This window comes from Mycobacterium sp. MS1601 (assembly GCF_001984215.1).
Classification (GTDB): Bacteria; Actinomycetota; Actinomycetes; order Mycobacteriales; family Mycobacteriaceae; genus Mycobacterium.
Window position 1 is genome coordinate 3,311,063 of the sequence record NZ_CP019420.1, and the last position, 26,080, is coordinate 3,337,142.

Sequence of the window (26,080 nt, forward strand, 5' to 3'; positions counted from 1 at the left end):
AATGTGGTGCGGGTCTCACTGGGAGGGGGTGAGTAGAGCTCGCAACATCGACAGCATCTCCGACCGGGACTCGGCTCCGAGGCGACGCCGTATGCGTGCCACATGGTGCTCGACCGTTTTTGCTGAGATGAACAGCTGAGCACCGATATCGCGGTATGGCATCCCGAGTACCAGAAGCTCGGCGACCTCGCGCTCACGATCCGACAACGGCGACGTCGCGGGCGTGGACTCCACCTTCGGGACGGGGGTCGATGCGCCGTTCTCCTCGGGAGGTTCGGGGGTGCCGGAGGTGAGCTTCAGATCTCGGGCGACCTGCAGCATGGCTCCGGAAACGCGGGGATCGCCCGCTTGGAGAGCGGCCTGCCCGGCAAGCCGGGTGGCGTCCCAGGTCAGGCCGAACTGAGCCAGTCCCCGCGCGGCCGCTGTCACGTCGTCGACGTCGACCTGCCTGGCCAACACTCGCAACCAGGACCGACCCGCCACCGCGAGTGCGCGGGCGAAATCACTGTGCGCACCGGCAGCCGTCAACGCCTGACCGTGCGGGGCCAGCGATTCCGGCGAGTTGGCCAGGATCGCGGCGTGTACGCCGGCCCAGTGCAGGGGTAGCGACCACGCAATCGGATCGCCCAGCGCGCCCAGCACCGAGAAGGCCTGCTCCAGCACCGGGGACAACCGGTCGCCCTGCCGCAGCCGAGCGGCCGCCACCCACAACTCGCCGAGCGGAAGCAGCGAGTAGAGATCGACCGAGAACTCGGTCAGCACGTCCATGGCCGCCGACCACTGCGTCTGCAGTGCTCCGGCATCGCCGTTGCGGCGCGCCAGCCCGGTCCGCAACGCGGCGGCCCACAATGCGTCGCGGCGGTGCAGACCCACTGTGGGTACGGCCGCGGCGTCGGCCGCTGCGCTGGGCAGATGACCGTCCTGCATCTTCACCCACGCCGCCAGCAGGCGATGTCGCTGACTGAACATCGCCGGCTCGGCGGTGCGCACGGCGCGGCCCAGCACACTGCGGGCCCGCACGGCGTCACCGGCGTGCAGTGCCGCCAGGCTCACCAGCGCCGCCGGCGTGTCCGGCAGTGCCTCGGTGCTCGCCTTCTCCGGACCGAGCGCCTGTCCCAGCCGGATCACCGCCGCGGAATACGACTGATCCACCGTCAGCAGAAGACCGTCGGCCAGGCTGCGCGCCGCGCGCGCAGCGGCGGTCGGGGGGCCGATCGGTGTTCCCAGTGCCTCGCGTGCCCCCGCCGGATTTCCGGCGCCGACGAGGGCGACCACCGCGGCCGCGCTGAGCACCGCGTCGTCCTGAGGTCCGATCCAGCCGAACAACTCTGCGGCATGTGCCATGTCGCCGTCGTGCGCGGCCACCGCAGCGGCAACCCGCACCGCCGCCGTCCGCTGCCCGGGATCCGGTGAGGTGAGCAGCTCATCGGCCAACGCGGCGGCGGCCGCGCAGTCGCCGGTGAGGGCCAGCGCATCGGCCAGCGGCACCGTCGGCGCGTCGGCCCCGGCCGCCGCCGCGGCACGCAGCAGCCGCGCCACCACCTCGGGTCGGGCACGCACCCGTGCGGCTTCATCGCCCAGGACCCGCGTCAGGCGGGCATCCCGGACTCCGTGTTCGGCGAGCCGGAGCGCCAAGCTGGTGGACAGCGTGCCCATCTCGAGTTGTGAACGCAGCAGCGCAACTTCGACGTCGTGGTGCCGTGCGGTGCCCACTATTCGGGCCGTCGCGTCGTGCACCGAAGAACGGAAGTGGTCACCGTGACTCGGGTCCAGCAACCCGGTGGCATGCGCCGCCGCGGCCCCGCTGTGGGCGTCATCCGAGCTGATGTCCAGCGCCGCGGCGATGTCCGTCGGACCCAGATCCGGGCTCAGTGACGCGATCAGCAGCGCATGCAGGACGGACTGGTCGGTTCGGCGTAACCGCTCGGTGAGTGTGTTCACCGCGCCGTCGCCCGCCACGCCGTCAGCTCCTACCGCCGGTAGGAGAAACGGCAAACCCGCGGTAGCGGAAGCTATTTCCGCTACCGCGGCCGGTGTCGATCCGGGCAGATGAGCAGCGATCTCGGCCTGGGTCAGACTCCCCAGCACAAGGCGTGGGCGTTCCCGCTCCAGAGCAGCCATCAGCTCACGCAGGCCGGCGTTGTTCTCGCGCGCCTCGGTGGCCACCACCACCGTGCGGCGGGGATCGGCGACCGCGGTGGTGACAGCGGCGAGTTCGACGCCCGACAGCAGGTGGGCGTCGTCGATCACGAGCGCGGCGGCACCGCTGTCCTCTGCGGGGCGGCTGCGGACATCGATCCCGTTGCCACGCAACGTGTCACGAATCTCGGCGAGCGCTGAACTCTTACCTGTGCCGATGCCGCCGGTGATGAGCGCTTTCACCGGCGTGTCGGGGTGGTCCCGGATCGTGGCGAGCAGGGGCGACCACCGGCGAATGTCCGCGGGGCCGACCGGGTTCATCCCGCGTCCGGGAAGGTGGGGATCACCGGATCGTCGGGAACGTCAGGGACGTCAGGAGTGTCAGGGACGTCAGGGGTCACTGGGTCGGGGGTGGTCGGAGGAGGCGTCGTGGGCGGTGTGGTCGCAGGTGTGGTGGGAGGCGTGGTGGACGGCGTCGTGGTCCGCGTCGTCGTCGTGGTGGTAGACGGCGTCGTGGTGGTCGTCGTCGTTGTGGTTGTGGTGGTGGTGGTCGTCGGGGACGTGGTCGTGGTGGTGGTCGGCGGAGTGGTGGTAGGCGGCGGTGGTGGTGGAGGCACCTCGGAGGTGATGATCTGGCCGTTGTCGCCGGTGATGGTGACAGTCTCGGTGGTCAGTGGGACCTCCGGGCTGGGAGCACCGGATTCTGTTGGCAGTGTTGTGGTTTCGGTGACCGGACCGGTGTCGGTACTGGTTCCGGTCAAGGTGATGGCCAAGCCGCCGACAGCCAACAGTGCAGCGGCGGCGGCCGCGCCGAAGAGCACCGGAGGCCGTTTGTACCAGGCCAGCGGCGGCGGTTCCATCACGTAGGTCTCGTCGTCGCTGCGATCGAACTCCACCGCGGGACGCGCGCTGGTGGCCCCCTGCGGGGTGTAGGTGTCGAAGGTGTAGTCCTCGCCGGAGTACGGCACGGGGTCGCTGCCCGATGCGTCGTCGTCGGACCAGGCCAAGGCGCGGAACGTCGCCGAAGGTGAACCGTCGGAGGCTGATTCGGCGGCGGCAGCTCCTGCCGCACCGGCAGCCCAGGCAGCCGGGGCCAGTCCGGTGGGCAGGTCGGCGGCATCCACCGAGGTGGCCATCCCGGTGGGGGAATCGGGAGACGGGCCGGCAGCGGCCAGCAGTGCGGCGCCCACGGCCACCGATGCGGCGGGGTCGGGAGAGGTGATGACGGGAACTCGCAGCTCCTCCGACAGCCGTTGCGTCAGTAGAGGAATGGCTGCACCGCCACCGGTCGTCGCTACCGCGGACAGTGCTGCAGCGGGAATTCGGTTACGCTCCAGCAGATCTCCGAGCGCGTCGAAGAATCCGGCCAATGGCTCGGACAGCAGCCCCTCGAACTCGCTGCGGGTGAGCCGCACGTCAGAGGTGGAAGTGGGCAATTGGACCGGGATCACGGTGGCGGTCTCGGCGGACAGCCGCTCCTTGGCGAGCTTGCACTCTGCCCGCAGGCGGGTCAACGCCCCGACAGCCGCCGTGCCCGCCGTCTCAGCTCCGCCGGCATCAGCCACACCGGCCAGCACATGGCGCAGGATCGCCTGGTCCAGCTGCTCACCCGAGAGGTCCGGGTAGCGAACCACCTCACCGACGGGGGACAACTCGGCACCGGCATCCGCGAGAGCCAGAGTGGTGCCACTGCCGCCGAAGTCGCACAACGCGACGATCCCGGAGTCCGGCAGGCCCTGCTCCGCCTTCAATGCCGCCAAAGCCGCGGCGGCATCGGGAACCAACTCCGGCGGAGCGCCGTCGGAGAACAGGCTGGTCTTGGCACGCAGCGCGCCGCGCAGCGCACCGACCGTGGCCGGCCCCCAGTAGGCGGGCACCGCGATGGCCACCTGTTGCGGGGCAGGCCCGTCAGCCACCGTGCGGGCCATCGCGTCCAGCGCCTCGGCGGCCAGGACATCGCCGCGATGAGAGGAACCGTCCTGCGCCACCAGCGGTACCGGATCGCCGACCCGCTCGACGAATCCCCACATCACCATTCCGGGCTCGCCGAGGTTGGGGTTCTCACTGGGCAGTCCCACCTCCGGGGACCGGTGCTCGAACAGGGTCAGGACCGAACGGCGTACCACTGGTGGCCGGCCCGTGCGGGTCGCCACCAGGTTCGTCGCCCCGATGGACAACCCCAACGAGTCGGTCATGTCGCCTGCCTAATCTCTGGACGTGCCGTGCGTGAAGCCCTGTGCGGACCTCACCATAGCTGCCGGCCCACCGGTTCCCCGCGATGCGGGGCCGCAATCCCCCTATGGGTCCGAATCCCCTATTGGAACACCCCCTAACGGCGGGTCCGGGGTGGTGGGTATCGCACCGATCCGCACGTCGATTCCGCGCCATACGATCGCTCCAGAGTGAACCCATCGGACAACAGAGGAGCGCGGGGGAATGGCCAACGAATTACTGGACTTCGTGATGGGGCTGGTCCGTGATCCGGATGCCGCCGCACGATATGCCGCCGATCCGGCCCAGGCCATCGCCGATGCGCACCTGGCAGATGTCACCAGCGCGGACGTCAACAATCTGATTCCCATGGTGTCGGACTCCTTGTCGATGGCTGCACCGGCCTTCGGCGCCGACACCGCCGTGGGGGAGATGCTCGACGGCAACGTGTGGACCAGCGGTGCCGCCACCGAGGCATTCCAGGCGTTTGACCTGATCGCACCCACTGCCCCGGCTGATGCGGCCGTACAGATCCCGAATGTCATCGACACCGCGGCACCCGAGGTCGCCTCCGCGGTTCCGGACTTCGAACCGCTGGTGGATTCGGTGCTCACCGACGACTCCGCACTGCTGGGCAATACCCTCGCCGATCCCGCGCCGGCCCTGTGGGAACACGCGGACACCGACTCCCAGCCGCTGGATGAAGGGCACACCGCCTTCGACGTGTTCGACTGACTCACCCTGTCGACCCAACGAGGTCGTCTGCCCCGATCGGCACACCGCCGGCAATGCATCCGCATTGCCGGCGGTGTCGTTTTTGCACAGGTCAACGCGGCACAGAACGTGATCCCCTAGTGACCCCCTAATCCCCTAACGGCAGCGGCTACGCCAACCCGGACGACCCCCGTCGAGGCAGGGGTTTGCGCCCCGTTTCCGGGGGGTCGCGGCGCCCATAACGTAGTTCCCATCAGCCCCGGACACTCCGGAGCAAGCAAGCGAAAGGCACTCACATGAACATCATCGACTGGATCCTCGACCTCTTCCGCAGCGAAGACGTGGCTCGTGCCTTTGTCGCTGCACCCGAGCAGACGCTGCGTGACGCGGGCCTGGCCGGCGTCTCTGCCGCCCAGATGTCCACTGTCGCCGCCACCGCCGTCCCCGGCCTGGTGCTCGGCGGCGGCGACCCGGTGGTGGGTCTGCAGCGCGCGGTGTCCAACCACTACGGCTTCGCCCCGGCCACCGACTACTCGCCGTCGAACAGCTTCCTGTCTCCGACCTACGCGCCGTCCCCGACGTTTGCCCCGGAGACCAACACCGACCTGCTCAGCGGCAACAACGTCCCGATCGCCAGCCCCGACCAGAGCGCGGGTGCCAACGCCCAGAACGGTGCCTTCAACCTGGGCTTCGGTGACATCACCTTCGGCAACAAGACCACCAACACGGCCACCGACGGCGGCGTGGTGGTGGACGGCAACAACACCGGAGACATCGTGAGCGGTGACGGTGCTGTGCTCGGCAACGGCAACGATGTCAACAACGGTGACGTCATCGCCGGATCGGGCTCCAACGTGAACATCGGTGAAGGCAACATCGAGGACAACGGCAACACCAACACCGGCAGCGGCAGCATCATCACCGACAACGAGGCCCCCGTGTTTCAGGACGTCGACGCCTCCGGTGGCAACGGCGGCAGCGCCAGCGGTGGCGGCAGCCTGATCGGTATCGGTGGCGGCAACGACGGTGGCAACGCAGGCGGTGGTGGAATCATCTTGGTGGACAACCGAAGTGAAGAGACCAACGTCGGAGGCAACCAGACCGCCATCGAGGGTGACTTCGACAGCAGCACCTCCTCGTCGACCACGGTGATCAGTGACACCGACAGCAGCACCACCGCGATCGACAGTTCCGACCACTCGGACAGCTCACTGATCGACACCAGCCTGGCCAGCAACAACGACACCGCGCTGTCCAACGACCAGTCCTTCAACAACGAGCTGTTCAGCGGCAACGACACGGGGGTCTCGACCGACCTGTTCGCGCACAACGACTCGGCACTCAACGCCGACGCGACGCTGACCAGCGAGCCGCAGACCCACGTCGGGTTCTGACCTGATTGCCAGAAGCGGCGGGGACCGGCCAGGTCCCCGCCGCTTCGCGGCCTAACGTGGAACAGTGGACAGGAGGGTTTTCAGTGACGCAGCCGGCGGACCCGCGCAAAGTCAAGGTGATCGTCGAACTCATCGACCACACCGCCCGCATCGCCGAGCAGAACGATCGGGGGGACCTGCGGCAACGGCTGGCGGCGGCGAAAGAGCGCATCACTGATCCCCAGATTCGCGTGGTGATCGCCGGACAACTCAAGCAGGGCAAGAGCCAACTGCTCAACTCGCTGCTCAACATGCCGGTGGCGCGGGTCGGCGACGACGAGACCACCGCACTGGTGACCATCGTGTCCTACGGTGAGCAGGCCTCGGCGCGTCTGGTGGTTGCGCCGCAGCCAGGGGGCAGTGAACCCGAGGTGATCGAGATCCCGGTCGCCGACATCGCCCGCGATCTGCGCCGCGCCCCCCAGGCCGGTGGCCGGGAAGTGATCCGAGTCGAGGTCAGCGCCCCCAGCCCGCTGCTCAAGAGTGGGCTGGCGTTCGTCGACACGCCCGGTGTCGGCGGGCACGGCCAGCCACACCTGTCGGCCACGCTGGGACTGCTGCCCGACGCCGACGCCATGCTGATGATCTCCGACACCAGCCAGGAATTCACCGAACCCGAGATGCGGTTCATCCGCCAAGCTCACGAGATCTGCCCGGTGGGCGCCGTGGTGGCCACCAAGACCGACCTGTACCCCTACTGGCGTCAGATCGTCGACACCAACACCGGCCACCTGCAGCGCGCCGGGCTGGCCGGCTTGCCGGTGATTCCGGCGTCGTCGCTGCTGCGCAGCCATGCCGTACAGCACAACGACAAGGAACTCAACGAGGAGTCGAACTTCCCGGCCATCGTGAAGTTCCTCTCCGACAAGGTGCTCTCCCGGGAGAACGACCGCGTGCGCGACCAGGTGATCGCCGACATCGCCGCGGCCGCAGAACATCTGACTCTCTCGCTGAGTTCGGAACTGTCGGCCATCAACGACCCCGACGATGTGCGCCGGCTCACCGAGGACCTCGAGCGGCGCAAGGAGGAGGCCCAGGAAGCGCTGGCGCACACCGCGTTGTGGCAACAGGTGCTCAGTGACGGTATCGCCGACCTGACCGCCGACGTGGATCACGATATGCGCTCACGGTTCCGGGCCATCACCCACCACGCCGAGGGCGTCATCGACTCGTGCGATCCCACCGTGCACTGGGCCGAGATCGGTGCCGAGGTGGAGAACGCCGTGGCCACCGCGGTGGGGGACAACTTCGTGTGGGCCTATCAGCGGGCCGAGGCGCTGGCCGAGGAAGTCGCGCGCACCTTCGTCGAAGCCGGTCTGGAAGCGGTGAAGATGCCCGAGGTCAGCGCCCGCGAGATGGGCGCGGGCTTCGACGGACTCAAGTCGTTGACCCGCCTGGAATCCAAACCGATCGGCCTGGGGCACAAGGCCATCACCAGTATGCGAGGCTCCTACGGCGGCATCCTGATGTTCGGCATGCTGACCTCGGTGGCCGGTTTGGGCATGTTCAACCCCCTGTCGCTGGGAGCCGGACTGCTGCTGGGGCGCAAGGCCTACCGGGAGGACATGGAGAACCGGATGCTGCGGGTGCGCAACGAGGCCAAGACCAACCTGCGTCGCTTCGTCGACGACGTGATGTTCGTGGTCAGCAAGGAGTCCCGCGACCGGCTCAAAGGTGTTCAGCGCCAACTGCGTGATCACTACCGCGACATCGCCAACCAGGCCACCCGATCGCTGAACGAGTCGCTGCAGGCAGCGCTGTCGTCAGCGAAAATGGAAGAGGCCGAACGGAATACGCGGGTCAAGGAACTGGAGCGTCAGCTCAACATCCTGCGGCAGGTCAGCGACAACATCGAGAAGCTGCGCGCGCCGCGGATCACGGACTGAGAGTACGAGTCTCGTTGAGACGGGGCCGCTTTCGCGTCGTGGTGGTGGTCTGGTCGTCGTTCTGGCCACCGGGGCGCCGGGTGCTGCGTGTTGTCGATGACTCGCCGGAGCTGGTCTCCGAGCTCTCGGTGGTTGTCGACTCACCGGGAACGCCGATGTCGGTGGTGGACAGCCGCACACTGGTGGGGAACGTCGAGGAATCGTAGGTGGGTGTCGCGATGAAGGGCTCGGTGGTGCGCAGGGTCTGCTGCGTCGTCGGGATGCTGGTGGTCATCACCGTCGGCGTGGGCCTGGTCCACTGATCGGACATCCTGACCACGGTCACCACCAGGCCCGCCACCAGTGCCGCACCCACCACGCCGGCGACGGACACCGCGGTTGTGCTGCGGTACCACGCACCACGGTCTTCCGGGTCGGGTGTCGGGGGAGGAGCCACGGGCGCCGATACTAGCGAGCGATCGGCGGGCGGCAACTCGGGCCGTAGACTCAGGCGTCAATGAGCACGAGTGACCAGGTGCGCGCCATCCTGAACGGAACCATCCGCGCCTACCAGGGCGAGCCTGCCTACCACCAGCGTCCGGACGTGTTCAACGAACTGGACCGAATCGGCCGCCGGCTCAACCAGCCGATCCGGATCGCGCTGGCCGGCACCCTCAAGGCGGGGAAGTCGACGCTGGTCAACGCGTTGGTGGGGGAGACCATCGCGCCCACCGACGCCACCGAGGCCACCAGGATCGTCACCTGGTTCCGGCACGGCCCTACCCCTAAGGTGACCGCCAACCACGTCGGCGGACGCCGCACCAATGTGCCCATCACTCGCGACCCCGATGTGGGCGGCTTGACCTTCGACCTGGGTCGGCTGGACCCCGCCGAGGTCGCGGACTTGGACGTGGAGTGGCCGGCCGCCGAACTGATCGACGCGTCGATCATCGACACCCCCGGCACGTCGTCGCTGTCACGGGACGTCTCCGAACGCACACTGCGGCTGTTGGTACCCGACGACGGGGTGCCCCGAGTGGATGCGGTGGTGTTCCTGCTGCGCACCCTCAACGCCGCGGACATCGCGCTGCTCAAGCAGATCGGCGAACTGGTGGGCGGATCGTCGGGGGCGCTCGGAGTCATCGGTGTGGCCTCCCGCGCCGACGAGATCGGCGCAGGCCGGTTGGACGCCATGTTGTCGGCCAAGGATGTCGCCACGCGCTTCACCACCGAGATGGACAAAACCGGGATCTGTCAGGCCGTCGTGCCCGTGTCGGGGCTGCTGGCGCTGACCGCGCGCACCCTTCGCCAGAGCGAGTTCGTGGCGCTGGAAAAGCTGGCCGGGGTTGATGCAGCAGAGCTCAACAAGGCGATGCTGTCGGTGGACCGCTTCGTCCGTGAGGACAGCACCCTGCCGGTCGACGCCCATATCCGGGCCCAGTTGCTGGACCGGTTCGGCATGTTCGGGATCAGGATCTCGATCGCCGTGCTGCGTGCCGGTGTCACCGACTCCGCGGCGCTGGCCGATCAACTGTTGGAGCGCAGCGGGCTGGTGGCCTTGCGCGACGTGATCGATCAGCAGTTCGCCCAGCGTTCCGAACTGCTGAAAGCGCATACGGCACTGCTGTCGCTGCGGCGGTTCGTCGAGGTCAATCCGATCCGGGCGACGCCGTACATCGTCGCCGACATCGACCCGCTGCTGGCCGACACCCATGCCTTCGAGGAACTGCGGCTGCTGTCAGCGCTGCGGTCGCGGAAAACCACGCTCAACGAGGAGGAGATGGCCTCGCTGCGCAGGATCATCGGCGGCTCGGGAACGGATGCGATGAGCCGGTTGGGGCTACGACCGGAGGAATCTCACGACGGTCCGCGGGCGGCCTTCGCGGCGGCGCAACGCTGGCGCCGCCGCGGCGAGCATCCGCTCAACGATCCGTTCACTGCCAGGGCGTGCCGGGCCGCCGTGCGCTCGGCTGAGGCGATGGTGGCGCAGTTCGGCCTGAGTCCGAGGCTGGCGTGGGGGCACCCCGAGCCAGGTGAAGGAGCTCAGGCCAAGAGACCCGGACAGGCCGGCCGGGCTTAAGCGCCGTCTTCGGGGCCGGCTCGATCGGCGGCGGCTGGGTGACCGTTTCGGTCTGCGTCTCGGTCTCGGTCTGGGTGACTGTGCTGGGCGGGACCGTGGTGGTGGTTGTCGTGGTGGTGGGCGTCGTCGTTGTCGTGGTGGTTGTCGTCGTCGGGGTCGGCGTCGTGGTGGTCGTCGGTGCAGTGGTCTCGGTGGTGGACGGCGGAATGGTGACCGTCTCCGTCTGCCCCGGAACGGGTGCCACCGGTTGTGTGGTCGCCTCCTCGCTGGTGGAGGTCGTGGAGGTGGTCGACGTGTCGGTGGTGCTGGAGGAATCGCCCGTCAGCCCGGTGACCAGGTAGATGATGCCGGCGAGCACGATGACCGCGACCGCGCCCAGGCCCACCAACACCGGAGGCTTCTTGAACCATGGTGTGGGTTCCGGCGCCTGCTCGTAGCCGGTGGGGTAGCCGTAGTCGGTCTGGTTGTACTCCGGGCCCTGGTACTCGCTGTATGCCTGACCACCGGTGCCCCCGGTTCCGCTGTCACCGGTGTAGTTGGCGTACTGCGTCGGGTCCTGATCGGAGTACTCGTTCGGATCGTCGTTACGCGCCACGAGCCGATAGTAACTAGCTAACGCTCCCAGTTCGGGTTGCGGCCCGCGGTCGGGAAATTCTGCGTCGGGCGGTTGTTGCGCGTGCTACTGCCTTGGCCGCCGGGTTCCGGCGCCTGACGAGTCCATGTGCTGCGCGGCCGCTGGGTGTACTGCGGCACATACGTGTTGCGGTTCTCGGCCGACGGCGGCGGTGGAGGAGGGGGTGGTGGAGGCGGCGGGGGTGGCGGAGGTGCGCTGGTGGGAGCCAGGCGCGGTGTCGTGCTCGACGCCGGCGGGGTCGACTCCGCGGTGGGAGCCTCGGAGCTGGGGGCGGGGGCCACGGCTTCGTCCGGTTCGTCGCCGCCGCCACCGGCCAGGAGCAGGGAGCCGGCGACCACCAGGGCGATCACGGCCGCGCCGATGGCGACCAGCGCCAATTTTGCCGACGAGCTGCGATACCAGGCTTCCTCGGGGCGGTAGGCATTCGGGCCGAAGGGGTCGTAGTCGTCGTACGGGGGCGGTGCGACGAACGGCATCCGCATTTTCGGGTCGGTGTCCGCGTCGTCCTGGCCGGAATACCGCGTGGGTTCGGGGTCGGGCCAAGTGACGTCCGCAGGCGCCGATGTGGTGCCGGTGAAGAAGCTGGACGTGGTTTCCGGCTTTGGCTGTGGCGGTGGAGTCGGTTCCGGTTCCGGTTCCGGCTCGGGTTCCGGTTCCGGTTCGGGTTTGGGTTTGGGTTGCGGAAGTGGTGCGTCGGGAACCGCCGGCGCCGAGCCTCCGAAGAATCCTGCGCTGTCATCACCGCGATCGGAGCTGAAGAATCCGTGTTGCCCCTGCTCGGCGGGACGATCGGGCAACTCGCTGCGCCGCGGCGGCGGAGCGCTCTCGGGTGCCGCCTCTTCGGTGTCAGCGCGCCCACCGAAGAACCCGGCCCCCGGCTCGGGTTCGTGTGTAGCCACAGCTACCGAGCTTAACGGCCCCGCCAGCGCTGATGGAGCAGAAGTGCAGTTAGCTCCCCGGTGGCGGCCCTTCCTCGCCCTCGTTCCTCGGGCTCGTCGACCGCTTTAGGCGAACTGCCGGACCACACCGTCGGCGAACAACTCCAGGTGGTCGAGGTCGCTCATGTCCAGCACCTGTGCGTACACCCGCTGCACACCGGCGTCCAGGAAGGGGCCCAGCTTGTCCACGATCTGCGCCGGGCTGCCGATCAGCGGGGTGTTGGTGTGCAGTTCGTCGACCTCGCGGCCGATGGCGTCCGCACGGCGGGCCACCTCGGCGTCGTCGCGGCCGGCACACACCACGAAGCACGCCGAATAGAGCATCGACTCGGGAGCCCGGCCCGCGCCGGCGACCGCTTCCTTGACGCGGTCGAACTGGGTGGTGATCTCCTCCAGCGGGGAGAACGGCACGTTGAACTCGGCGGCGAACTTGGCAGCCAGACCCGGGGTGCGCTTCTTGCCCTTGCCGCCCACGATGATCGGCGGCCCCGACGGCTGCGCGGGCTTGGGCAGTGCAGGCGAATCGGTGATGGAGTAGTAGTTGCCGTTGTAGTCGAAGGTGTCGCCGACCGGTGTACTCCACAGTCCGGTCAAAATGTCGAGCTGCTCCTCCAGGCGATCGAAGCGTTCACCCAGCGGCGGGAACGGGATGGCATAGGCCTGGTGTTCCTTATCGAACCATCCGGCTCCGAGTCCGAAATCGACACGGCCGCCGCTCATTTCGTCGACTTGGGCCACGGAGATGGCCAGCGGGCCGGGGTGGCGGAAGGTGGCGGAGGTGACCATGGTGCCCAGCCGGATGGTCGAGGTCTCACGGGCCAGGGCGCCCAGCGTGACCCAGGAGTCGGTGGGGCCGGGCAGGCCGTCACCGCTCATGGCGATGTAGTGGTCGGAGCGGAAGAAGGCGGAGTAACCGAGGGATTCGGCGGCCCGGGCTACGGCGAGTTGATCGGCGTACGAGGCGCCCTGCTGAGGTTCAACGAATACGCGAAAGTCCACTCGCGCCACCTTAGGCTTTCCGTCTAGAAGGTCTCGACGCCCTGGACGGCGACGAACATCCCGTGGCCAGTGCTGTCATTGGTGAACCGGGTGCCGTCGCTGTCGGCGGCGATGGTCCAACCGGCGGCCTGATAGGTGCGGTAATCGATGGTCACGGTGGGGATGTTGCCCAGATTGCCCAGCACCCACTGAACGCTGCCGTCGGAGGAGATGCTCACGCCATTGGCGGGTGCGCCGTCCACCACGGGGGAGTTTTCGAACGCGGACTCGCAGCCGACGGTCTGGGCGTTGAGTTGGCAGCGCGTCTGGCCGGATTTGGTCTCGATGTAGACGTAGCCCTGCTCGTTGGTGGGGAGTTGTTCAACCTGGGGCGGTGGGGCGGCTGTTGCCGTGGGCAAGGGCGCCGCGGTGGTGGTCGGAGTGGTGGTCGACGGCCGCGGTGTCTGGGATGTGGGTTCGACGTAGGTGCCGGCGCCGTCCGAGGTGGGCTCACCGTCCGTGGTCGACGAGCACCCGGCCAGCACCGACGCGGCCAGCGCACATGCGCTGACCAACGCCCATTTCTTCGGAATCGCCACCATGTCGAGCGTATGCCCGCTGTTACGGATGTTCAGCCTGTGACTCGGTTTCGATTCGCTAACGGGTCGGCATCGGGGAGCCCATAGCCTGCGGTGGATACTCAGCGGACGTTGACGTAGACGGTCTTGACGTTGTCGGGGGCGAATTGGTTGTCGGCGTTGGGGCTGTAGCCGCCTTCGCTGCGGTTGTTGGCGTTGGTGTGCTGGAAGGTCGGGCCTGCACCGACGGAGACGACGCTGGCATCGGCCAACGGGGTGTCCGACAGGCGGTTGACGATCACCTTGTAGCCCTGGTCTTGCAGGCTGGAGATGGTGTCTTGGGCGTTGCCGGCTCCGGTGGGGGCGGCCATCGCGGGGGCAGCCAATCCCAGGAACGTCGCGGTGGCGGCGGTGGCGATGGCGGTGGCGAATCCGAACTTGGTCATGATCTCTGCTTCTCTCTGGGTGGTTCTTCTACGTGGTGTTCGGATCGGGGCGGGAGGGGTTTCTCGTTCCGGTCTGCCAGGCATAACCGCGCACGTCAGCACCCCATTTCCCGGTTGGCAGCCAATACACCAGGCTTGGCAGAAAGTGCTCGGTCAACGCGGAGTCGTCGATGTGGGAAGTCGCCGATCATGACAGTTTGGTCGGAAGGTGAAGTCCAACAAGCTGTCGGAATCCTTGAGCGGCTTGCCCCGATTTCCGGGAGTTGTTCTACAAGGCTTGGGGCGCTGGGCAGCCCACTGTGTTCGGCCGTGGATGGCAGGCATGCCATACGAGCCGGCGGCGTCGAAGCCGACATCCTGGCCTTCAGCTGGACAGTTCCGCCGCCAGAACGCGGTAGCCGGGCATCGGGCTGGCCCCGTCGGCGGTCAGGATCTGCACCCCCACGTGGTCGGCGCCCGCAGCCAGGTGCTCATGTACACGTGCCGCGACGTCCTCGACGGTGCCGTGCGGCGCCAGGTCGTCGATGAGACGGTCGCTGCCCTGGCCGTCGAGATCGGCGTCGGTGTAGCCGTACCGGCGCAGGTTGTTCGTGTAGTTGCTCAAGGTTTCGTGTAGTTGCTCAAGGTGAGGTAGGGGTTGGCGTCGTTGGTCCACATGTTCACGATCGCGGTCGCCACGATGATCGATTCGGTGGCTTCGAGGATTCTCTCGGCGAACGCCAGATCGGTGACGGATGCGGCGCCCAGGCCGAGCCACACCGTGGGATAGCCCAATTCCTCGGCCTCGGCGGCGAACTCGGTGCGTGCGGCGTCGCCGTAGCCGGGATGCAACCAAGCTCCGAACGTGCCGAGGCGGGATCGCAACGGTGTGGTCATGATGCCGCCGGCACGATGCGAAGATCGACGATACGGCCGTCGCGGATGGTGAAGGCGTTGACCAGGTCGACCTCACCGCCGGGGAAGTCGCCCCGTAGATGCAGGGTCACCTCGTAGCGCTGAGTGCCTTCGGCGGCTCCGACCACAGACCACCGTGTCAGCGTGGACGTGTAGTGGAATGTCGTGTCGACGTCTTCGCGCCAGCGGCGGATCTCGGTCATTCCGCGCCGCTGTACGCCCTCGTCGAGCACGGTGGCATCGTCGCTGAAGCACGCGACGGTGGCATCCACGTCACGCTTCTCGGAGGCCGTCAGGTATGCCGAAATCACGGCGGGCAGTGCCGATGGGGAGGCATTCGCGAGTGACCGGTCCATGGGCACCGATCAAACCGTCGCAGAGCTCGCGACGAACCCGCAGAAAGTACCGGTGCTGCGCTCAGTCCAACGAGATATCGCGGAGGTTTCGCCTCGACGAGACTCCGAGCTTGGTCAGGATGTGGCCCATGTGCCATTCCACGGTGCGCGCACTGAGGAACAGCTGACTGGCGATCTCGCCGTTGGTGTAGCCCTCCCGCGCCAGCCGGGCGATGTGCCTTTCCTGGGTGGTGAGCGTCGCGTTGGCCACGACGGCGCGCGCCGGTACCGTTTCGCCGGCGGCTTGCAGTTCGCGCCGCGCGCGGTCGGCGAAACCCGCAGCCCCCATGTTGGAGAACGTCTCATAGGCGGTTCGTAGCTGTTTCCTCGCGTCTGCTTTCCGGCGACGACGGCGCAACCATTCGCCGTAGACCAGCTGCGTGCGTGCGAGATAGACGACGTACCCGTCGCGGAGATGGCTTATCGAGCTCCGGTATTCGTCTTCGGCTCCATCGGTCTCGTCGACTAGGGCCGCGCACCGCGCGGCAAGGCCCAGCCCCAGTGCAGTTCCAGTGGAGGCCCCCAGTTCGGCGACTCGGCTGGCCGCCTCCCTCGCCGTCTGCATCTGGCCGCAGCGGCTCGCGGCCTCCACTGTCTCGACCAAAACGTACCCGTAGTATCCGACCTCGTCGAGCCTTGCGAGGGAGCCGCATGCCTCGAATGCTTCTGTGTACTGTCCTAAGCTGTTGTACAAGACGGCTTTTGCGCACAGGGCGAGGGTGACCTCCCCACCCTCGCCTCGGGACGTCGATTCCTCGACAGCGGATTCCACCAACGTGCGGCACAGCTGTTCCTGGCCCCGGTAGGCGGCAAGTATGGGGCGGATGGAACCGTGGGCGGGAGTTCCGGTTGCGGCGATGAGAGCATCGGCCTCTTCCAGCAACGTCGTCGCCTGGTCGAACCTACCGGCGTACACGCTCAGTCCCGCGCTCTGGAAGAGCGCGCTGGCAAGAACGGTCAGATTTCCTGCTGCACGCAACTTTTGGAGATGCCGCGTCGCCAACGCGGTGCAGGCCCGCGGATCGAAGAGGTCGAGGCTGACGGCATGGCTGACAGCGTGCCAGCGCGGGTCAGACGTGCCCTCGAGGTCCTCGCGGAGGTAGGCGTCCAGGGCCTTTCGCATGGCGGGTGCGGCGGCGGCGTATTCGCCGGTCAGCCGCAGGACAAGGGCGTCCAGGAGAAGATCGATCGCCCGCGGTTGCCATGTCGGACGCGGAGCGCCGCGAGCAGCAGCCGCGATCGCACGCGCCGAGGTGCTCTCGTCCGTTGCCTGATGGCCGACGAAGAGCGCCGCCATGATCGCTTGGAGATAGGTCTCGCGCGCCGCCGAGGCGTCGATCGTGCGCAGACCTTCGGCTGCGGCGAGGAGAAGTCCGGGAGCGTCGCGCCCGCGTCGGCTGCTCAGCGCGAGCCGGGCCCGTAGTAGATCGGTGTGAGCGGAAAGCGATTCGTCGCCTTGTGCGTCGTCGACGCCGTTGGCGAGTGCGATGAATTGCGACGCGGCTGCTGCAGCTCCGGCGTCCAGCGACGCGGCTGCTGCCTCGAGCAACCACCGGCGCCGCTGGTGTTGATCGCGCGTCAGTTCCGCGGCCCTGGCGTGGAATGCGGCCGCGACGGCGGCGCCTCCGCGGACCCGTGCAGGCGCCGCCGCGAGCGCCAATTCCGCCGCGAGTTGCTCGTCAGGGCCGGATGCCGCCTGCGCGCGATGCCATGCGTAGTCCTGTTCGCTCACCCCCGCTACTGCTGCTGAGGACAACGCGGCATGGGCGCGTCGTCGTTCCGAGGCGAGGGCGAAGCGATAGAGGGCTGATCGGACGAGAGGATGGCGAAAGCGAATGCCGTTGTCGAGCCGAATCAACTCAGCTGCCTCGGCGGGTTCGGCCGCGGTGGCGTCGATGCCGAGGCGGAGGGCGGCTGCCCATATCCAATCCGGGTTTCCGGCGGGTTCGGCTGCCGCGATCAACAGCAGTGTTCTTGTCGGCACCGGAAGTTGTTGTAGGCGTTGGTGAAAGCTCATCTCGATACCGGTCGCCCGGGTGGTGGAGTTACCGACGCCGTGGGAGGTGGCCAACTCGGTGAAATGCAGTGACTTCTGAAGTTCGAGAAGTGCCAGGGGATTTCCCCGCGCCTCGGACAGCAGGGTCTCTCGCGTGTATTCGTCGACCAACCACGGCACGGCGGCGTGCAGGAGAGCTTCGGAGTGCGGCCGATCGAGCCCGTGCAACTCCAGCTCGGGCAGGTTCCCCAGGGTGCGTTCGGCACCGTGGTCTCTCATCCCGAACACAACGGCGACATGCTCGGCCAACAGTCGGCGCGCCGCGATCGCGAAGGCCTGCAACGACGGGGCGTCGACCCACTGGGCGTCGTCGACGACGACGAGGGTCGGGCGGCGGCGGCCGGCCTCGGCGAGCAGACTCAGCGTCGCCAACCCGATCAGTAGGGGGTCGGGGGTGGCACCGGCAGGTGTGTCGAGGAGTCCGACGGCGGCCTGCATCGCCCGTCGTTGCGGTGAAGGGAGTTTGAACAGGGAACCGTGCAGCGCTGAGCAGAGCTGCTCCAAACCCGACCAGGTGAGGTCCAGTTCCGACTCCGCGCCGGTGATACGCACGACCTCGAAGTCGGACGCCCTCTCCGACACATCGTTGAGCAGCGTAGTTTTGCCGATACCAGGCTCGCCTCGTACCACCAGAACCCCGCTTCGGCCCGTGCGCGCGCCGTCGAGCAGGTCGATCAGCGTCTGCTGCTCACGATGTCTGCCGAGGAGCGCCTTTGGCCCGGCGTCGCTGGTCACGGGGCATATCGTCGCATGTCCAATCCCATGTGGCGAAGGATGTGAATGTGTCAGTCCGCCGGCATTATCAGGGGCTTGTCCTTGCGTAGAGCGTCGATCGTGGAGCGGCTCAAGTTCAGGGTGGCGCCGACGACGTCGGGCGGTGTCAGCCCGAGCCACTGGTTCGCCGAGACATCGGCGAAGTGGTCGCTGCGGAACAGTTCGAGCATCTGGACGGGTTCGTCGCCGACGTTCTCGAAGTAGTGGCCCATGGCGCTGGGAACGTATCCGACGTCACCGCCGTAAAAGTCAAACGTGCGGGCCTTACCGCTCGATCCGAAGACGGTCATTCGGGCATGCCCTGACACCCAGTACTGCCACTCGTCGTTGTCGGGGTGCCAGTGCATTTCGCGCACGGCGCCAGGTGCGAGTTCCACCCAGGCGGCAGCGATGGTCGAGGCGGCGGGGAAGTTGTTGCTGTCGGCGATGCGCACGCTTCCGCCGGGCACTTCGATGGGGTCTTGGGCCAAGAGTCGATGGCTCATCGGCTCGGCGGTCCCGTGGGGCGACTGCACAGCCGCGATGTCGTCTACCAGAGCCCCCGGCACGTCGCCGGGAAAGATGTAACGGGTGTGGTCGATGTCGCCGGCCTTGGGTATGTCGTCGAACGCCGACTCGGGCACCGCGAAGTTCTTGGCAAGTACGTGCTTCGGGGTGTGCGCGAACCAGTCGGTCACGAGGAAGGTTTCGTTCTCGGAGAAGTTGCCGTCGTCGAACACCAGCAGGAACTCGCAATCCTCGAGCGCCTGGATCGAGTGCGGGAATCCGGCGCGGAAGTTCCACAGATCTCCGCGGCCGATGTCGTCGATGAAGTTGCGACCCTGCGGATCGATGGCGGCGATACGCGCGCTGCCGGCGAGCATGAACGCCCACTCCGCCTCGCGGTGCCAGTGCAGTTCGCGGTAGGCACCCGCTCTCAACCGCATGTTGACGCCGGCCAGCGTGGTTGCGACCGGGAGTTCGCGCACCGTGGTTTCCCGCGCCCAACCTCCACTCAACAACCGATTGTGAGACGCGGCGAACGACCACTTGAGGTTCGGAAGGCTACCGGCATCGGTGTCCGGAGAGCCGGGGTTCTGGGCTCCGATCGCCACGTTGTCGGGTCCCAACACGGTGGCGCCTTCGTCGCCGCGAATGGTTGGCACCGGGTTGTCCTCCAGTGTCGTCATGGTGTTCCTCCGGATCCGTTGGTTGACGACGCTGCACCCGCCGACCTGACGTCCTGTAGTGCCGGTGGCGTCGCGCCGAGCCACCACTGCGGATCGGCGGATCCCTCGGTCGCCGCGCCGTCGGCGCGCATGAAATGACGTTCGTCGCGGCCGGGCTGGTCGAACTCGCCGTCGAGTGCCCGCAGAACCCAATCGGCGCCGAATGCGAAGACCTCGGCCGCCACCCCGCCGAGCGGGTGGAACTGCCCCTCGTACACCCGCATCTCCTTCGGGGCGGTGATGCGTTCGTAGGTCGCGATCGCGTTCTCCACCGGTGTCAGCTCGTCGAACTCGCCGATGCCAAGCAGGACGGGTTTGGTGATGCGGGTAACCAAGTCGCTCAACGGCATCCGCCTCTTGAGCTCCTCGTCGAAGGCATGTTCGTCGGTGTACCCCGCCATGTACATGTAGTTGTTCTTGAAACTGGGCTGGGCAGCCTCGAAGATGGTTTCGAAATCACCGGAGACAGCCTCGAAGGTCGCGGCGGCCCGTAGCTGGGTATCGGGTGAGGCCATCGCCCGCAGCGCCCAGTAACCGCTCATGCTGATGCCGAACATCCCGATGCGCGTTTCGTCGACCTCCGGCAGGCCGGCCAAGTAGGTTGCGTATCTCTCAATGGCCCGCTCGTAGTTGTCCAGGCCGACGGTCAGGCCCAACGACCGTGTCTGTCCCTGGCCCGGGCCTTCGATCGACAACGCCACGATTCCGCGGTTGGTGTAGAAGCGCTCCGCGGCGAGGATGTAGTCCTCCTTGATCATGTCCATCCCCGGGCCGAGGATGACCGCGGGCGCGTGGCGAACCGTCGCCGCGGGCAGGTGCAGAAGCCCGAACAGCGTCTTGCCGTCGAAGTCGAGTTCGACACGCCGCACCCGGTTGTCGCGCAGCTCGGCCAGTCGGGCGACGCAATGGTCGCAACGTTGGCGCAGAGCGGTTTTCCTGGCGTCGCCGCTGTCGAAGATCGAGTACTGCGCCCGTCCGTACATGACCGCCGCGCGCAGATAGAGGTCCGAAGCCGTGCGCCGGAAGCCGTGGGTCTCGTGGTGGTGGGCACGCGCCTGCGCCTGCCCGGCGATCTGTGCCCACGCCTTGGGCAGCATCGCGCCGCTCTGCACCAATGCGAAGACCTTGTCGAAGTCGGTGTGGTCGTGGCCGAGCAGTTCCAGGGTGCCCTTGGCTCCGGGGTGCAGCGCGTTGAATCCGCCTTGGGCCAGGGCGATGTCGAGTGACCAGCTCTGCTGTTCCGAACGCGTCGTCACGGTGGGTCCTTTTCTGGTCTCAAGTGAGGTGGTAGAGGCTCGAGACGTTGTCGTGGAGGTGGCGGGCCAGCGGCGGGTATTCGTAGGGGCCGGTGACGACCTCGATGTAGGCCGCGGTGTGGCCCGCCGCCGCGGTGCTCAATGCCGCGTCGAGTTCACCCAGGGTGGTGACGCGGGCGGTGAACCAACCCTCACAGCCGAGCGCGTGTGGCAGGGTGGCGTAATTCCAAGCAGCGACGTCGTTGTAGGCGATGTCGGGGTCGGTACACAACAAGCGTTCGATGAGATAGCCGGAGTTGTTGAGTACGAGGATGATCGGCCGTAAGCCGAGGCGATGGAACTGGCAGATCTCCTGTGCTGTCACTTGGTGGGAACCGTCACCGGTGAACAACAGGACCCGGCGCCCGGGTTCTGCGACGGCCGCGCCGAGAGCTGCCGGGGTGGCCCAGCCGATCGCACCCCATAGGGCTTGGTTGTAGAACCGCGCCCCGTGCGGTAGCTGATCGAACGCCAGCCCCATGGAGCACGTGCCCGTTTCGGCGATGACGATGTCGTCGGGTGCGATGAAGTTCGCCCACCGTGGGTAGAGCTGTTCGGCGGTGATGGCGTCATCGGCGATGCCGCCGACGGACCCTGCCGTGATCGGTCGAAGCTCTACGGGAGCATGGCGTTTGAGGTCGCGCTCGGCGATCTCGAGGAGTACATCGGCCATTTCGACGTCTTGGAAGACGGTCGCGCCGATACGGGCCGAGTGCAGCTGGATGTCGACGGTTCGGGCCGGGTCCAGATGCGCGGTGAACGCGCCGGTGTTGAAGTCGGTCTGCATCGTCCCGATCGTGACGACCACGTCGGCCGATTCCACGAATTCCCGTACGCTCTGGTCCATCAGGCGGCCGTCGTACATACCGATGTAGTGGGGGTGATCCTCATCGATCACCGACTTGTCGGCGAACATGGTCGCGAACGGCAAAGAGGCTGTTTCGATCAGCTGGATGGCGGCCTCGGTGATGCCGAGCCGGTCGAGCAGTAGTCCGGGCAGTATGCAGGCCGTGTCAGCCCGGTTCAGGGCATCTGCCACGGCGTCGGCCGCGGCAGCCAGTGCTCGTGGGTCGCTGGCGGGTCGGGGCAGGGTCGCCGATGATGCGGCGACCGGTTGGCCGACGACGTCGGACGGGAACGCCAGGTAGACCGGCCGGCGTTCGTACAGTGCTGTGGCAATGAGACGTTCGGTTTCGGCGATGGCGTTGGCGGGGTGATGATGGCCGACGCCGCAGTCACGGTGTCGGCCATCTGCTTGAACAGGTCGAACTCACCGTTGCCCAGGGTGTGGTGGACCAGCGCGCGGTCAGCCTGGGCGCTGCGGTTTGGCATTCCGGTGAGGTGGAAGACCGGTAGCCGCTCGGCGTAGGCGCCGGCCACCGCGCTGATGGCACCGAGTTCGCCGACACCGAACGTCGTGGTCAGCGCGCCCACCCCACGAAGGCGCGCATATCCGTCGGCGGCGAAACCGGCGTTGAGTTCGTTACAGCAGCCGATCCAGTTGATGTCGGGATGCGCGACGATGGCGTCGTGGACCGGAAACGCGTAGTCCCCGGGAACGCCGAAGATATCGGAGACGCCAATTTGATGAAGGCGTCCCAGTACGTACCCAATCACCGTTGGTATTTGCGCCATGGCGGGCTCCCGTCCTAACAGTCGTGGTGAGCCAATCAGCCACCTGGCAGTGTGCGAACCCGTAGAACCCCCGTGTGTTATCCGGATTCGCAGCACGGGTCGAGAGGCCAGGGTGAGAGCGGTGACTGTTCATAGGAAGGTGAGCAAGTCGATGGGGCACTTTGCGCGTACGGCGACCATGGGCGTTCTGTGCAGCGTCCTAGCCGTTGTTCTCATCACGCTGAGCGCCCCTGGCGTGCAGGCTGAACCACCCAGGCTCACTGTTGTTCTGGTGCACGGTGCGTGGGCCGACACGTCCAGCTGGGGTGGTGAGATGACGGCGCTGCAGGCCGAGGGGTACGACGTGCGAGCGATTGCGAACCCGTTGGAGAACTTGACCACCGACGCCGAGACCGTATCGATCTTCGTCGAGACGATCCCTGGTCCTGTTGTGCTGGTGGGACATTCCTACGGCGGTTCGGTGATCACCAATGCCGCCGAAGGCAACCCCAATGTCAAGGCGCTTGTGTACGTCGACGCCGCGGCACCCGACGTCGGGGAGACCAACGGCTCCCTGAGCGGCTCGGATTCGGTTCTGAAGCAGGAGTCCGACGAGGAGCTCTTCGACAAACTGACAGACCCCGGTGCGCCGCCCGGCACGGTCGACCTTTACCTGAAGAAGGACATCTTCGTTTCGCATTTCGGCAGCGACTTGCCTGCGGACGTGGCGGCCCGGCTGTGGGCATCCCAACGGGCGGCGTCCACCGCGGCATTCGACACCCCGTCGCGGTTCGCTGCGTGGAGAACGATCCCGTCGTGGTACTTCATCAGCAGTGGCGATCAGATCATCACCCCGACGTCCGAGCGAGCGATGGCCGCGCGGGCCGGGTCTCACGTGACCGAGTTTGACGGCGGATCTCACTTGACGCTGATCTCGCATCCCGATGCCGTCACGGCGGTCATCCTCGACGCGGCCCGGTCGGTCGGCTGAGCATGTGGGATTCCCGGCGCCGTCGTCCGCAATGGTGAGCCCGCGGCGCCTCCCACGTACCCCGTCGCGCGTCGTCCTGAGGGGTCCTGCCATGTCATGCGCTCCGCACGAGGTCTGCCAATTCATGACGTTCCAGCAGCTAGGCGGCAGTCCGACAAGTCAGCCGGAACCTTGCACCCGGGAACCGGGAACAAAGTCGAGAAGAAGCCCGTTGGTCAGAATGACACTAACTTGAGTGGATCAGACTCAACTCTGGTTTGACAGCAGACGGTCAACGGGAGCAATCTTGAGTCCGGTCCACTCAGACCCCAATGAAAGCTATTCAGGAGGCATCACTATGGCTCGTGCGGTCGGTATCGACCTCGGGACCACCAACTCTGTCGTGGCGGTTCTCGAAGGCGGCGACCCCGTCGTCGTCGCGAACTCTGAGGGCTCCCGCACCACCCCGTCGGTTGTCGCGTTCGCGCGCAACGGTGAGGTGCTGGTCGGTCAGCCCGCCAAGAACCAGGCGGTGACCAACGTCGATCGCACCATCCGGTCCGTCAAGCGCCACATGGGCACGGACTGGACCGTCGCGATCGACGGCAAGGACTACACCCCCCAGGAAATCAGCGCCCGCGTGCTGCAGAAGCTCAAGCGTGACGCCGAGAGCTACCTGGGCGAGGACATCACCGATGCGGTGATCACCGTTCCCGCCTACTTCAACGACGCCCAGCGTCAGGCCACCAAGGAAGCCGGCCAGATCGCCGGCCTCAACGTCCTGCGCATCGTCAACGAGCCCACCGCGGCCGCGTTGGCGTACGGCCTGGACAAGGGCGAGAAGGAACAGACCATCCTGGTCTTCGACCTCGGTGGCGGCACCTTCGACGTCTCGCTGCTCGAGATCGGCGACGGTGTTGTCGAGGTGCGTGCCACCTCCGGCGACAACCACCTCGGTGGTGACGACTGGGACGAGCGCGTGGTGACCTGGCTGGTCGACAAATTCAAGAGCACCTCGGGTATCGACCTGACCAAGGACAAGATGGCCATGCAGCGGCTGCGTGAAGCCGCCGAGAAGGCCAAGATCGAGCTGAGCTCCAGCCAGAGCACGTCGATCAACCTGCCCTACATCACCGTCGACGCCGACAAGAACCCGCTGTTCCTCGACGAGCAGCTGACCCGGGCCGAATTCCAGCGCATCACACAGGATCTGCTGGATCGCACCCGCCAGCCGTTCCAGTCGGTGATCAAGGATGCCGGTATCTCGGTGTCCGACATCGACCACGTGGTGCTCGTCGGTGGCTCCACCCGCATGCCTGCGGTCACCGATCTGGTCAAGGAACTGACCGGCGGCCAGGAGCCCAACAAGGGTGTGAACCCGGACGAGGTGGTTGCCGTCGGCGCCGCCCTGCAGGCCGGCGTGCTCAAGGGTGAGGTGAAAGACGTTCTGCTGCTTGACGTCACCCCGCTGTCCCTCGGTATCGAAACCAAGGGTGGCGTGATGACCAAGCTGATCGAGCGCAACACCACCATTCCCACCAAGCGCAGCGAGACCTTCACCACGGCTGATGACAACCAGCCGTCGGTGCAGATCCAGGTGTTCCAGGGTGAGCGCGAAATTGCTTCGCACAACAAGCTGCTCGGCTCCTTCGAGCTGACCGGTATCCCGCCGGCCCCCCGCGGCGTGCCGCAGATCGAGGTCACCTTCGACATCGACGCCAACGGCATCGTGCACGTCACCGCCAAGGACAAGGGCACCGGCAAAGAGAACACGATCAAGATCCAGGAAGGTTCCGGCCTGTCCAAGGACGAGATCGACCGGATGATCAAGGACGCCGAAGCGCACGCCGACGAGGACCGCAAGCGTCGCGAAGAAGCCGACGTCCGCAACCAGGCCGAGTCGCTGGTGTACCAGACGGAGAAGTTCGTCAAGGAACAGCGCGAAGCCGACGGTGGATCGAAGGTTTCGGAGGAGACGTTGACCAAGGTCGACGCCGCCATCTCCGACGCCAAGTCGGCGCTGGCAGGCACCGACATCTCGGCCATCAAGGCTGCGATGGAGAAGCTGGGCACCGAGAGCCAGGCTCTGGGCCAGGCCATCTATGAGGCCACCCAGGCCGAGCAGGCCGCCGGCGGCGACGCCACGGGTGGTGCAAACAAGTCCAACGACGACGACGTGGTGGATGCCGAGGTCGTCGAAGACGACCAGGAGCGCAAGTGAGCCAGAACGATTCGCAGGAGCCGGTGACAGTCACCGACAAACGGCGCATCGATCCGACCACCGGCGAAGTACGTGAGCCGTCCTCCGGCCCGGCGCCCGGCGCGCCGGAGCCGGAGGCCCCGGCGGCGACAGAGACCGACGAGGTCGCCGATCTGAAGGCGACGTTGCAGCGCGTCAAGGCGGAGTACGACAACTACCGCAAGCGGTCGGTCCGCCAGGAGCAGGCCGCATTGGAGCGGGGTAAGGCGGGCGTCATCCACCAGCTGTTGCCGGTGCTCGACGACCTGGATCGGGCCCGCAGCCACGGCGATCTGGAGACGGGGCCGTTGAAGTCGGTGGCCGACAAGCTGGCCACCGCACTGGACGGCGTGGGCTTGGCGGCCTTCGGCGCCGAAGGAGATTCCTTCGATCCCTCCCTGCACGAAGCTGTGCAGCACGAGGGCGACGGGTCGAATCCGGTGATCGGAACGGTGATGCGGCGGGGATATCGCCTGGGCGAGCAGGTGCTGCGGCACGCGCTCGTCGGTGTGGTGGACGCTCCATCCGAGACATCCACCGCGGATACCGCGCCCGACACGGCCGACAACCCCGGCGCGCCAGCCGATCAGGCTACAGAATAAGGAAGCAGATACGAGGA

The 26,080-nt window shown here is 66.9% G+C and carries 23 protein-coding genes; 8 read left to right on the top strand and 15 right to left on the bottom strand.

Annotation, left to right across the window (positions count from 1 at the left end; translation table 11 throughout):
• Positions 1-15 precede the first annotated feature (15 nt).
• Entirely contained in the window at positions 16-2,460 is a 2,445-nt protein-coding gene (iniR, locus tag BVC93_RS16140) for an isoniazid response ATPase/transcriptional regulator IniR (protein WP_083738352.1), read from the bottom strand.
• The gene (locus BVC93_RS16145) at positions 2,457-4,334 is read right to left on the bottom strand and encodes an Hsp70 family protein (protein ID WP_083738353.1); all 1,878 of its coding nucleotides are present in this window, start codon (positions 4,332-4,334) and stop codon (positions 2,457-2,459) included. The genes iniR and BVC93_RS16145 overlap by 4 nt, the downstream gene beginning before the upstream one ends.
• A 241-nt stretch (positions 4,335-4,575) precedes the next feature.
• On the opposite strand from BVC93_RS16145, the gene BVC93_RS33605 reads away from it, so the two are divergent.
• The 3 genes from BVC93_RS33605 to BVC93_RS16160 all read left to right on the top strand — a co-directional run bounded on the left by BVC93_RS33605 (position 4,576) and on the right by BVC93_RS16160 (position 8,383).
• Complete coding sequence (locus BVC93_RS33605; protein ID WP_083738354.1) at positions 4,576-5,085, top strand: Rv0340 family IniB-related protein; 510 nt, start codon at positions 4,576-4,578, stop codon at positions 5,083-5,085.
• A 275-nt stretch (positions 5,086-5,360) separates the two neighbouring features.
• Positions 5,361-6,458, top strand: a complete 1,098-nt coding sequence (locus BVC93_RS16155; RefSeq protein WP_083738355.1) for an IniB N-terminal domain-containing protein — start codon at positions 5,361-5,363, stop codon at positions 6,456-6,458.
• 83 nt (positions 6,459-6,541) lie between these two features.
• Positions 6,542-8,383 carry a dynamin family protein gene (locus BVC93_RS16160; RefSeq protein WP_083738356.1) on the top strand — a complete coding sequence of 614 codons (1,842 nt, stop codon included), beginning with the start codon at positions 6,542-6,544 and terminating at the stop codon, positions 8,381-8,383.
• On the opposite strand, the gene BVC93_RS16165 is transcribed toward BVC93_RS16160, so the two are convergent.
• Positions 8,373-8,819, bottom strand: coding sequence for a hypothetical protein (locus tag BVC93_RS16165; protein ID WP_083738357.1), 447 nt, complete (start codon positions 8,817-8,819; stop codon positions 8,373-8,375). The two genes, BVC93_RS16160 and BVC93_RS16165, sit on opposite strands and share 11 nt — an antisense overlap.
• A gap of 60 nt (positions 8,820-8,879) precedes the next feature.
• Here BVC93_RS16165 and BVC93_RS16170 point away from each other — a divergent pair, with 60 nt between their 5' ends.
• Both BVC93_RS16170 and BVC93_RS33150 read left to right on the top strand, forming a co-directional pair.
• Positions 8,880-10,442 carry a dynamin-like GTPase family protein gene (locus tag BVC93_RS16170; protein ID WP_083738358.1) on the top strand — a complete coding sequence of 521 codons (1,563 nt, stop codon included), beginning with the start codon at positions 8,880-8,882 and terminating at the stop codon, positions 10,440-10,442.
• Positions 10,443-10,480: 38 nt separating this feature from the next.
• Positions 10,481-10,783 carry a hypothetical protein gene (locus BVC93_RS33150; RefSeq protein ID WP_157516953.1) on the top strand — a complete coding sequence of 101 codons (303 nt, stop codon included), beginning with the start codon at positions 10,481-10,483 and terminating at the stop codon, positions 10,781-10,783.
• Positions 10,784-11,054: 271 nt separating this feature from the next.
• Here BVC93_RS33150 and BVC93_RS33155 read toward each other — a convergent pair whose 3' ends face one another.
• The 12 genes from BVC93_RS33155 to BVC93_RS33790 form a co-directional block, all read right to left on the bottom strand.
• On the bottom strand, positions 11,055-11,975 hold the full coding sequence (locus BVC93_RS33155; RefSeq protein ID WP_157516954.1) for a hypothetical protein: 921 nt from the start codon (positions 11,973-11,975) through the stop codon (positions 11,055-11,057).
• Positions 11,976-12,080: 105 nt separating this feature from the next.
• Positions 12,081-13,013, bottom strand: a complete 933-nt coding sequence (locus BVC93_RS16190; protein ID WP_083738360.1) for an LLM class F420-dependent oxidoreductase — start codon at positions 13,011-13,013, stop codon at positions 12,081-12,083.
• Between the two features lie 23 nt (positions 13,014-13,036).
• A complete protein-coding gene (locus BVC93_RS16195; protein ID WP_236949986.1) occupies positions 13,037-13,591 on the bottom strand; it encodes a hypothetical protein in 555 nt (184 codons plus the stop codon).
• 101 nt (positions 13,592-13,692) lie between these two features.
• A complete protein-coding gene (locus BVC93_RS16200) occupies positions 13,693-14,016 on the bottom strand; it encodes a hypothetical protein (RefSeq protein WP_083738362.1) in 324 nt (107 codons plus the stop codon).
• 364 nt (positions 14,017-14,380) lie between these two features.
• On the bottom strand, positions 14,381-14,620 hold the full coding sequence (locus tag BVC93_RS34050) for a hypothetical protein (protein ID WP_236949987.1): 240 nt from the start codon (positions 14,618-14,620) through the stop codon (positions 14,381-14,383).
• Complete coding sequence (locus BVC93_RS34055; protein WP_236949988.1) at positions 14,617-14,892, bottom strand: LLM class flavin-dependent oxidoreductase; 276 nt, start codon at positions 14,890-14,892, stop codon at positions 14,617-14,619. The genes BVC93_RS34050 and BVC93_RS34055 overlap by 4 nt, the downstream gene beginning before the upstream one ends.
• Complete coding sequence (locus tag BVC93_RS16210) at positions 14,889-15,266, bottom strand: nuclear transport factor 2 family protein (RefSeq protein ID WP_083738363.1); 378 nt, start codon at positions 15,264-15,266, stop codon at positions 14,889-14,891. Before BVC93_RS16210 ends, BVC93_RS34055 begins: the two co-directional genes overlap by 4 nt.
• Positions 15,267-15,327: 61 nt before the next feature.
• Positions 15,328-18,096 carry a helix-turn-helix transcriptional regulator gene (locus BVC93_RS16215; protein WP_083738364.1) on the bottom strand — a complete coding sequence of 923 codons (2,769 nt, stop codon included), beginning with the start codon at positions 18,094-18,096 and terminating at the stop codon, positions 15,328-15,330.
• A 50-nt stretch (positions 18,097-18,146) separates the two neighbouring features.
• Positions 18,147-19,304 carry a cupin domain-containing protein gene (locus BVC93_RS16220; protein ID WP_083738365.1) on the bottom strand — a complete coding sequence of 386 codons (1,158 nt, stop codon included), beginning with the start codon at positions 19,302-19,304 and terminating at the stop codon, positions 18,147-18,149.
• Positions 19,301-20,599 carry an alpha/beta hydrolase gene (locus BVC93_RS16225; protein WP_083738366.1) on the bottom strand — a complete coding sequence of 433 codons (1,299 nt, stop codon included), beginning with the start codon at positions 20,597-20,599 and terminating at the stop codon, positions 19,301-19,303. The genes BVC93_RS16220 and BVC93_RS16225 overlap by 4 nt, the downstream gene beginning before the upstream one ends.
• A gap of 19 nt (positions 20,600-20,618) precedes the next feature.
• On the bottom strand, positions 20,619-21,677 hold the full coding sequence (locus BVC93_RS33785) for a thiamine pyrophosphate-dependent enzyme (RefSeq protein ID WP_197687497.1): 1,059 nt from the start codon (positions 21,675-21,677) through the stop codon (positions 20,619-20,621).
• Positions 21,662-22,273 carry a thiamine pyrophosphate-binding protein gene (locus BVC93_RS33790; protein ID WP_197687498.1) on the bottom strand — a complete coding sequence of 204 codons (612 nt, stop codon included), beginning with the start codon at positions 22,271-22,273 and terminating at the stop codon, positions 21,662-21,664. Before BVC93_RS33790 ends, BVC93_RS33785 begins: the two co-directional genes overlap by 16 nt.
• Before the next feature lie 121 nt (positions 22,274-22,394).
• Between BVC93_RS33790 and BVC93_RS16235 the strand changes: the two genes are divergently transcribed.
• From BVC93_RS16235 to grpE, 3 genes are all read left to right on the top strand, one after another.
• Entirely contained in the window at positions 22,395-23,243 is an 849-nt protein-coding gene (locus BVC93_RS16235; protein WP_236949989.1) for an alpha/beta fold hydrolase, read from the top strand.
• Between the two features lie 337 nt (positions 23,244-23,580).
• Complete coding sequence (dnaK, locus tag BVC93_RS16240) at positions 23,581-25,443, top strand: molecular chaperone DnaK (protein ID WP_083738368.1); 1,863 nt, start codon at positions 23,581-23,583, stop codon at positions 25,441-25,443.
• Entirely contained in the window at positions 25,440-26,063 is a 624-nt protein-coding gene (gene grpE, locus BVC93_RS16245; protein WP_083738369.1) for a nucleotide exchange factor GrpE, read from the top strand. The genes dnaK and grpE overlap by 4 nt, the downstream gene beginning before the upstream one ends.
• The last annotated feature ends 17 nt before the right edge of the window (positions 26,064-26,080 follow it).

Excerpts from the sequence above, each read along its gene's own strand:
- BVC93_RS33790 (WP_197687498.1), bottom strand. The coding sequence starts at position 22,273 with ATGGCGCAAATACCAACGGTGATTGGGTACGTACTGGGACGCCTTCAT.
- BVC93_RS16210 (WP_083738363.1), bottom strand. The coding sequence starts at position 15,266 with ATGGACCGGTCACTCGCGAATGCCTCCCCATCGGCACTGCCCGCCGTG.
- BVC93_RS16145 (WP_083738353.1), bottom strand. The coding sequence starts at position 4,334 with ATGACCGACTCGTTGGGGTTGTCCATCGGGGCGACGAACCTGGTGGCG.
- BVC93_RS34055 (WP_236949988.1), bottom strand. The coding sequence starts at position 14,892 with ATGACCACACCGTTGCGATCCCGCCTCGGCACGTTCGGAGCTTGGTTG.
- BVC93_RS16170 (WP_083738358.1), top strand. The coding sequence starts at position 8,880 with ATGAGCACGAGTGACCAGGTGCGCGCCATCCTGAACGGAACCATCCGC.
- BVC93_RS16220 (WP_083738365.1), bottom strand. The coding sequence starts at position 19,304 with ATGACGACACTGGAGGACAACCCGGTGCCAACCATTCGCGGCGACGAA.
- BVC93_RS16200 (WP_083738362.1), bottom strand. The coding sequence starts at position 14,016 with ATGACCAAGTTCGGATTCGCCACCGCCATCGCCACCGCCGCCACCGCG.
- iniR (WP_083738352.1), bottom strand. The coding sequence starts at position 2,460 with ATGAACCCGGTCGGCCCCGCGGACATTCGCCGGTGGTCGCCCCTGCTC.
- BVC93_RS16155 (WP_083738355.1), top strand. The coding sequence starts at position 5,361 with ATGAACATCATCGACTGGATCCTCGACCTCTTCCGCAGCGAAGACGTG.
- BVC93_RS33605 (WP_083738354.1), top strand. The coding sequence starts at position 4,576 with ATGGCCAACGAATTACTGGACTTCGTGATGGGGCTGGTCCGTGATCCG.
- dnaK (WP_083738368.1), top strand. The coding sequence starts at position 23,581 with ATGGCTCGTGCGGTCGGTATCGACCTCGGGACCACCAACTCTGTCGTG.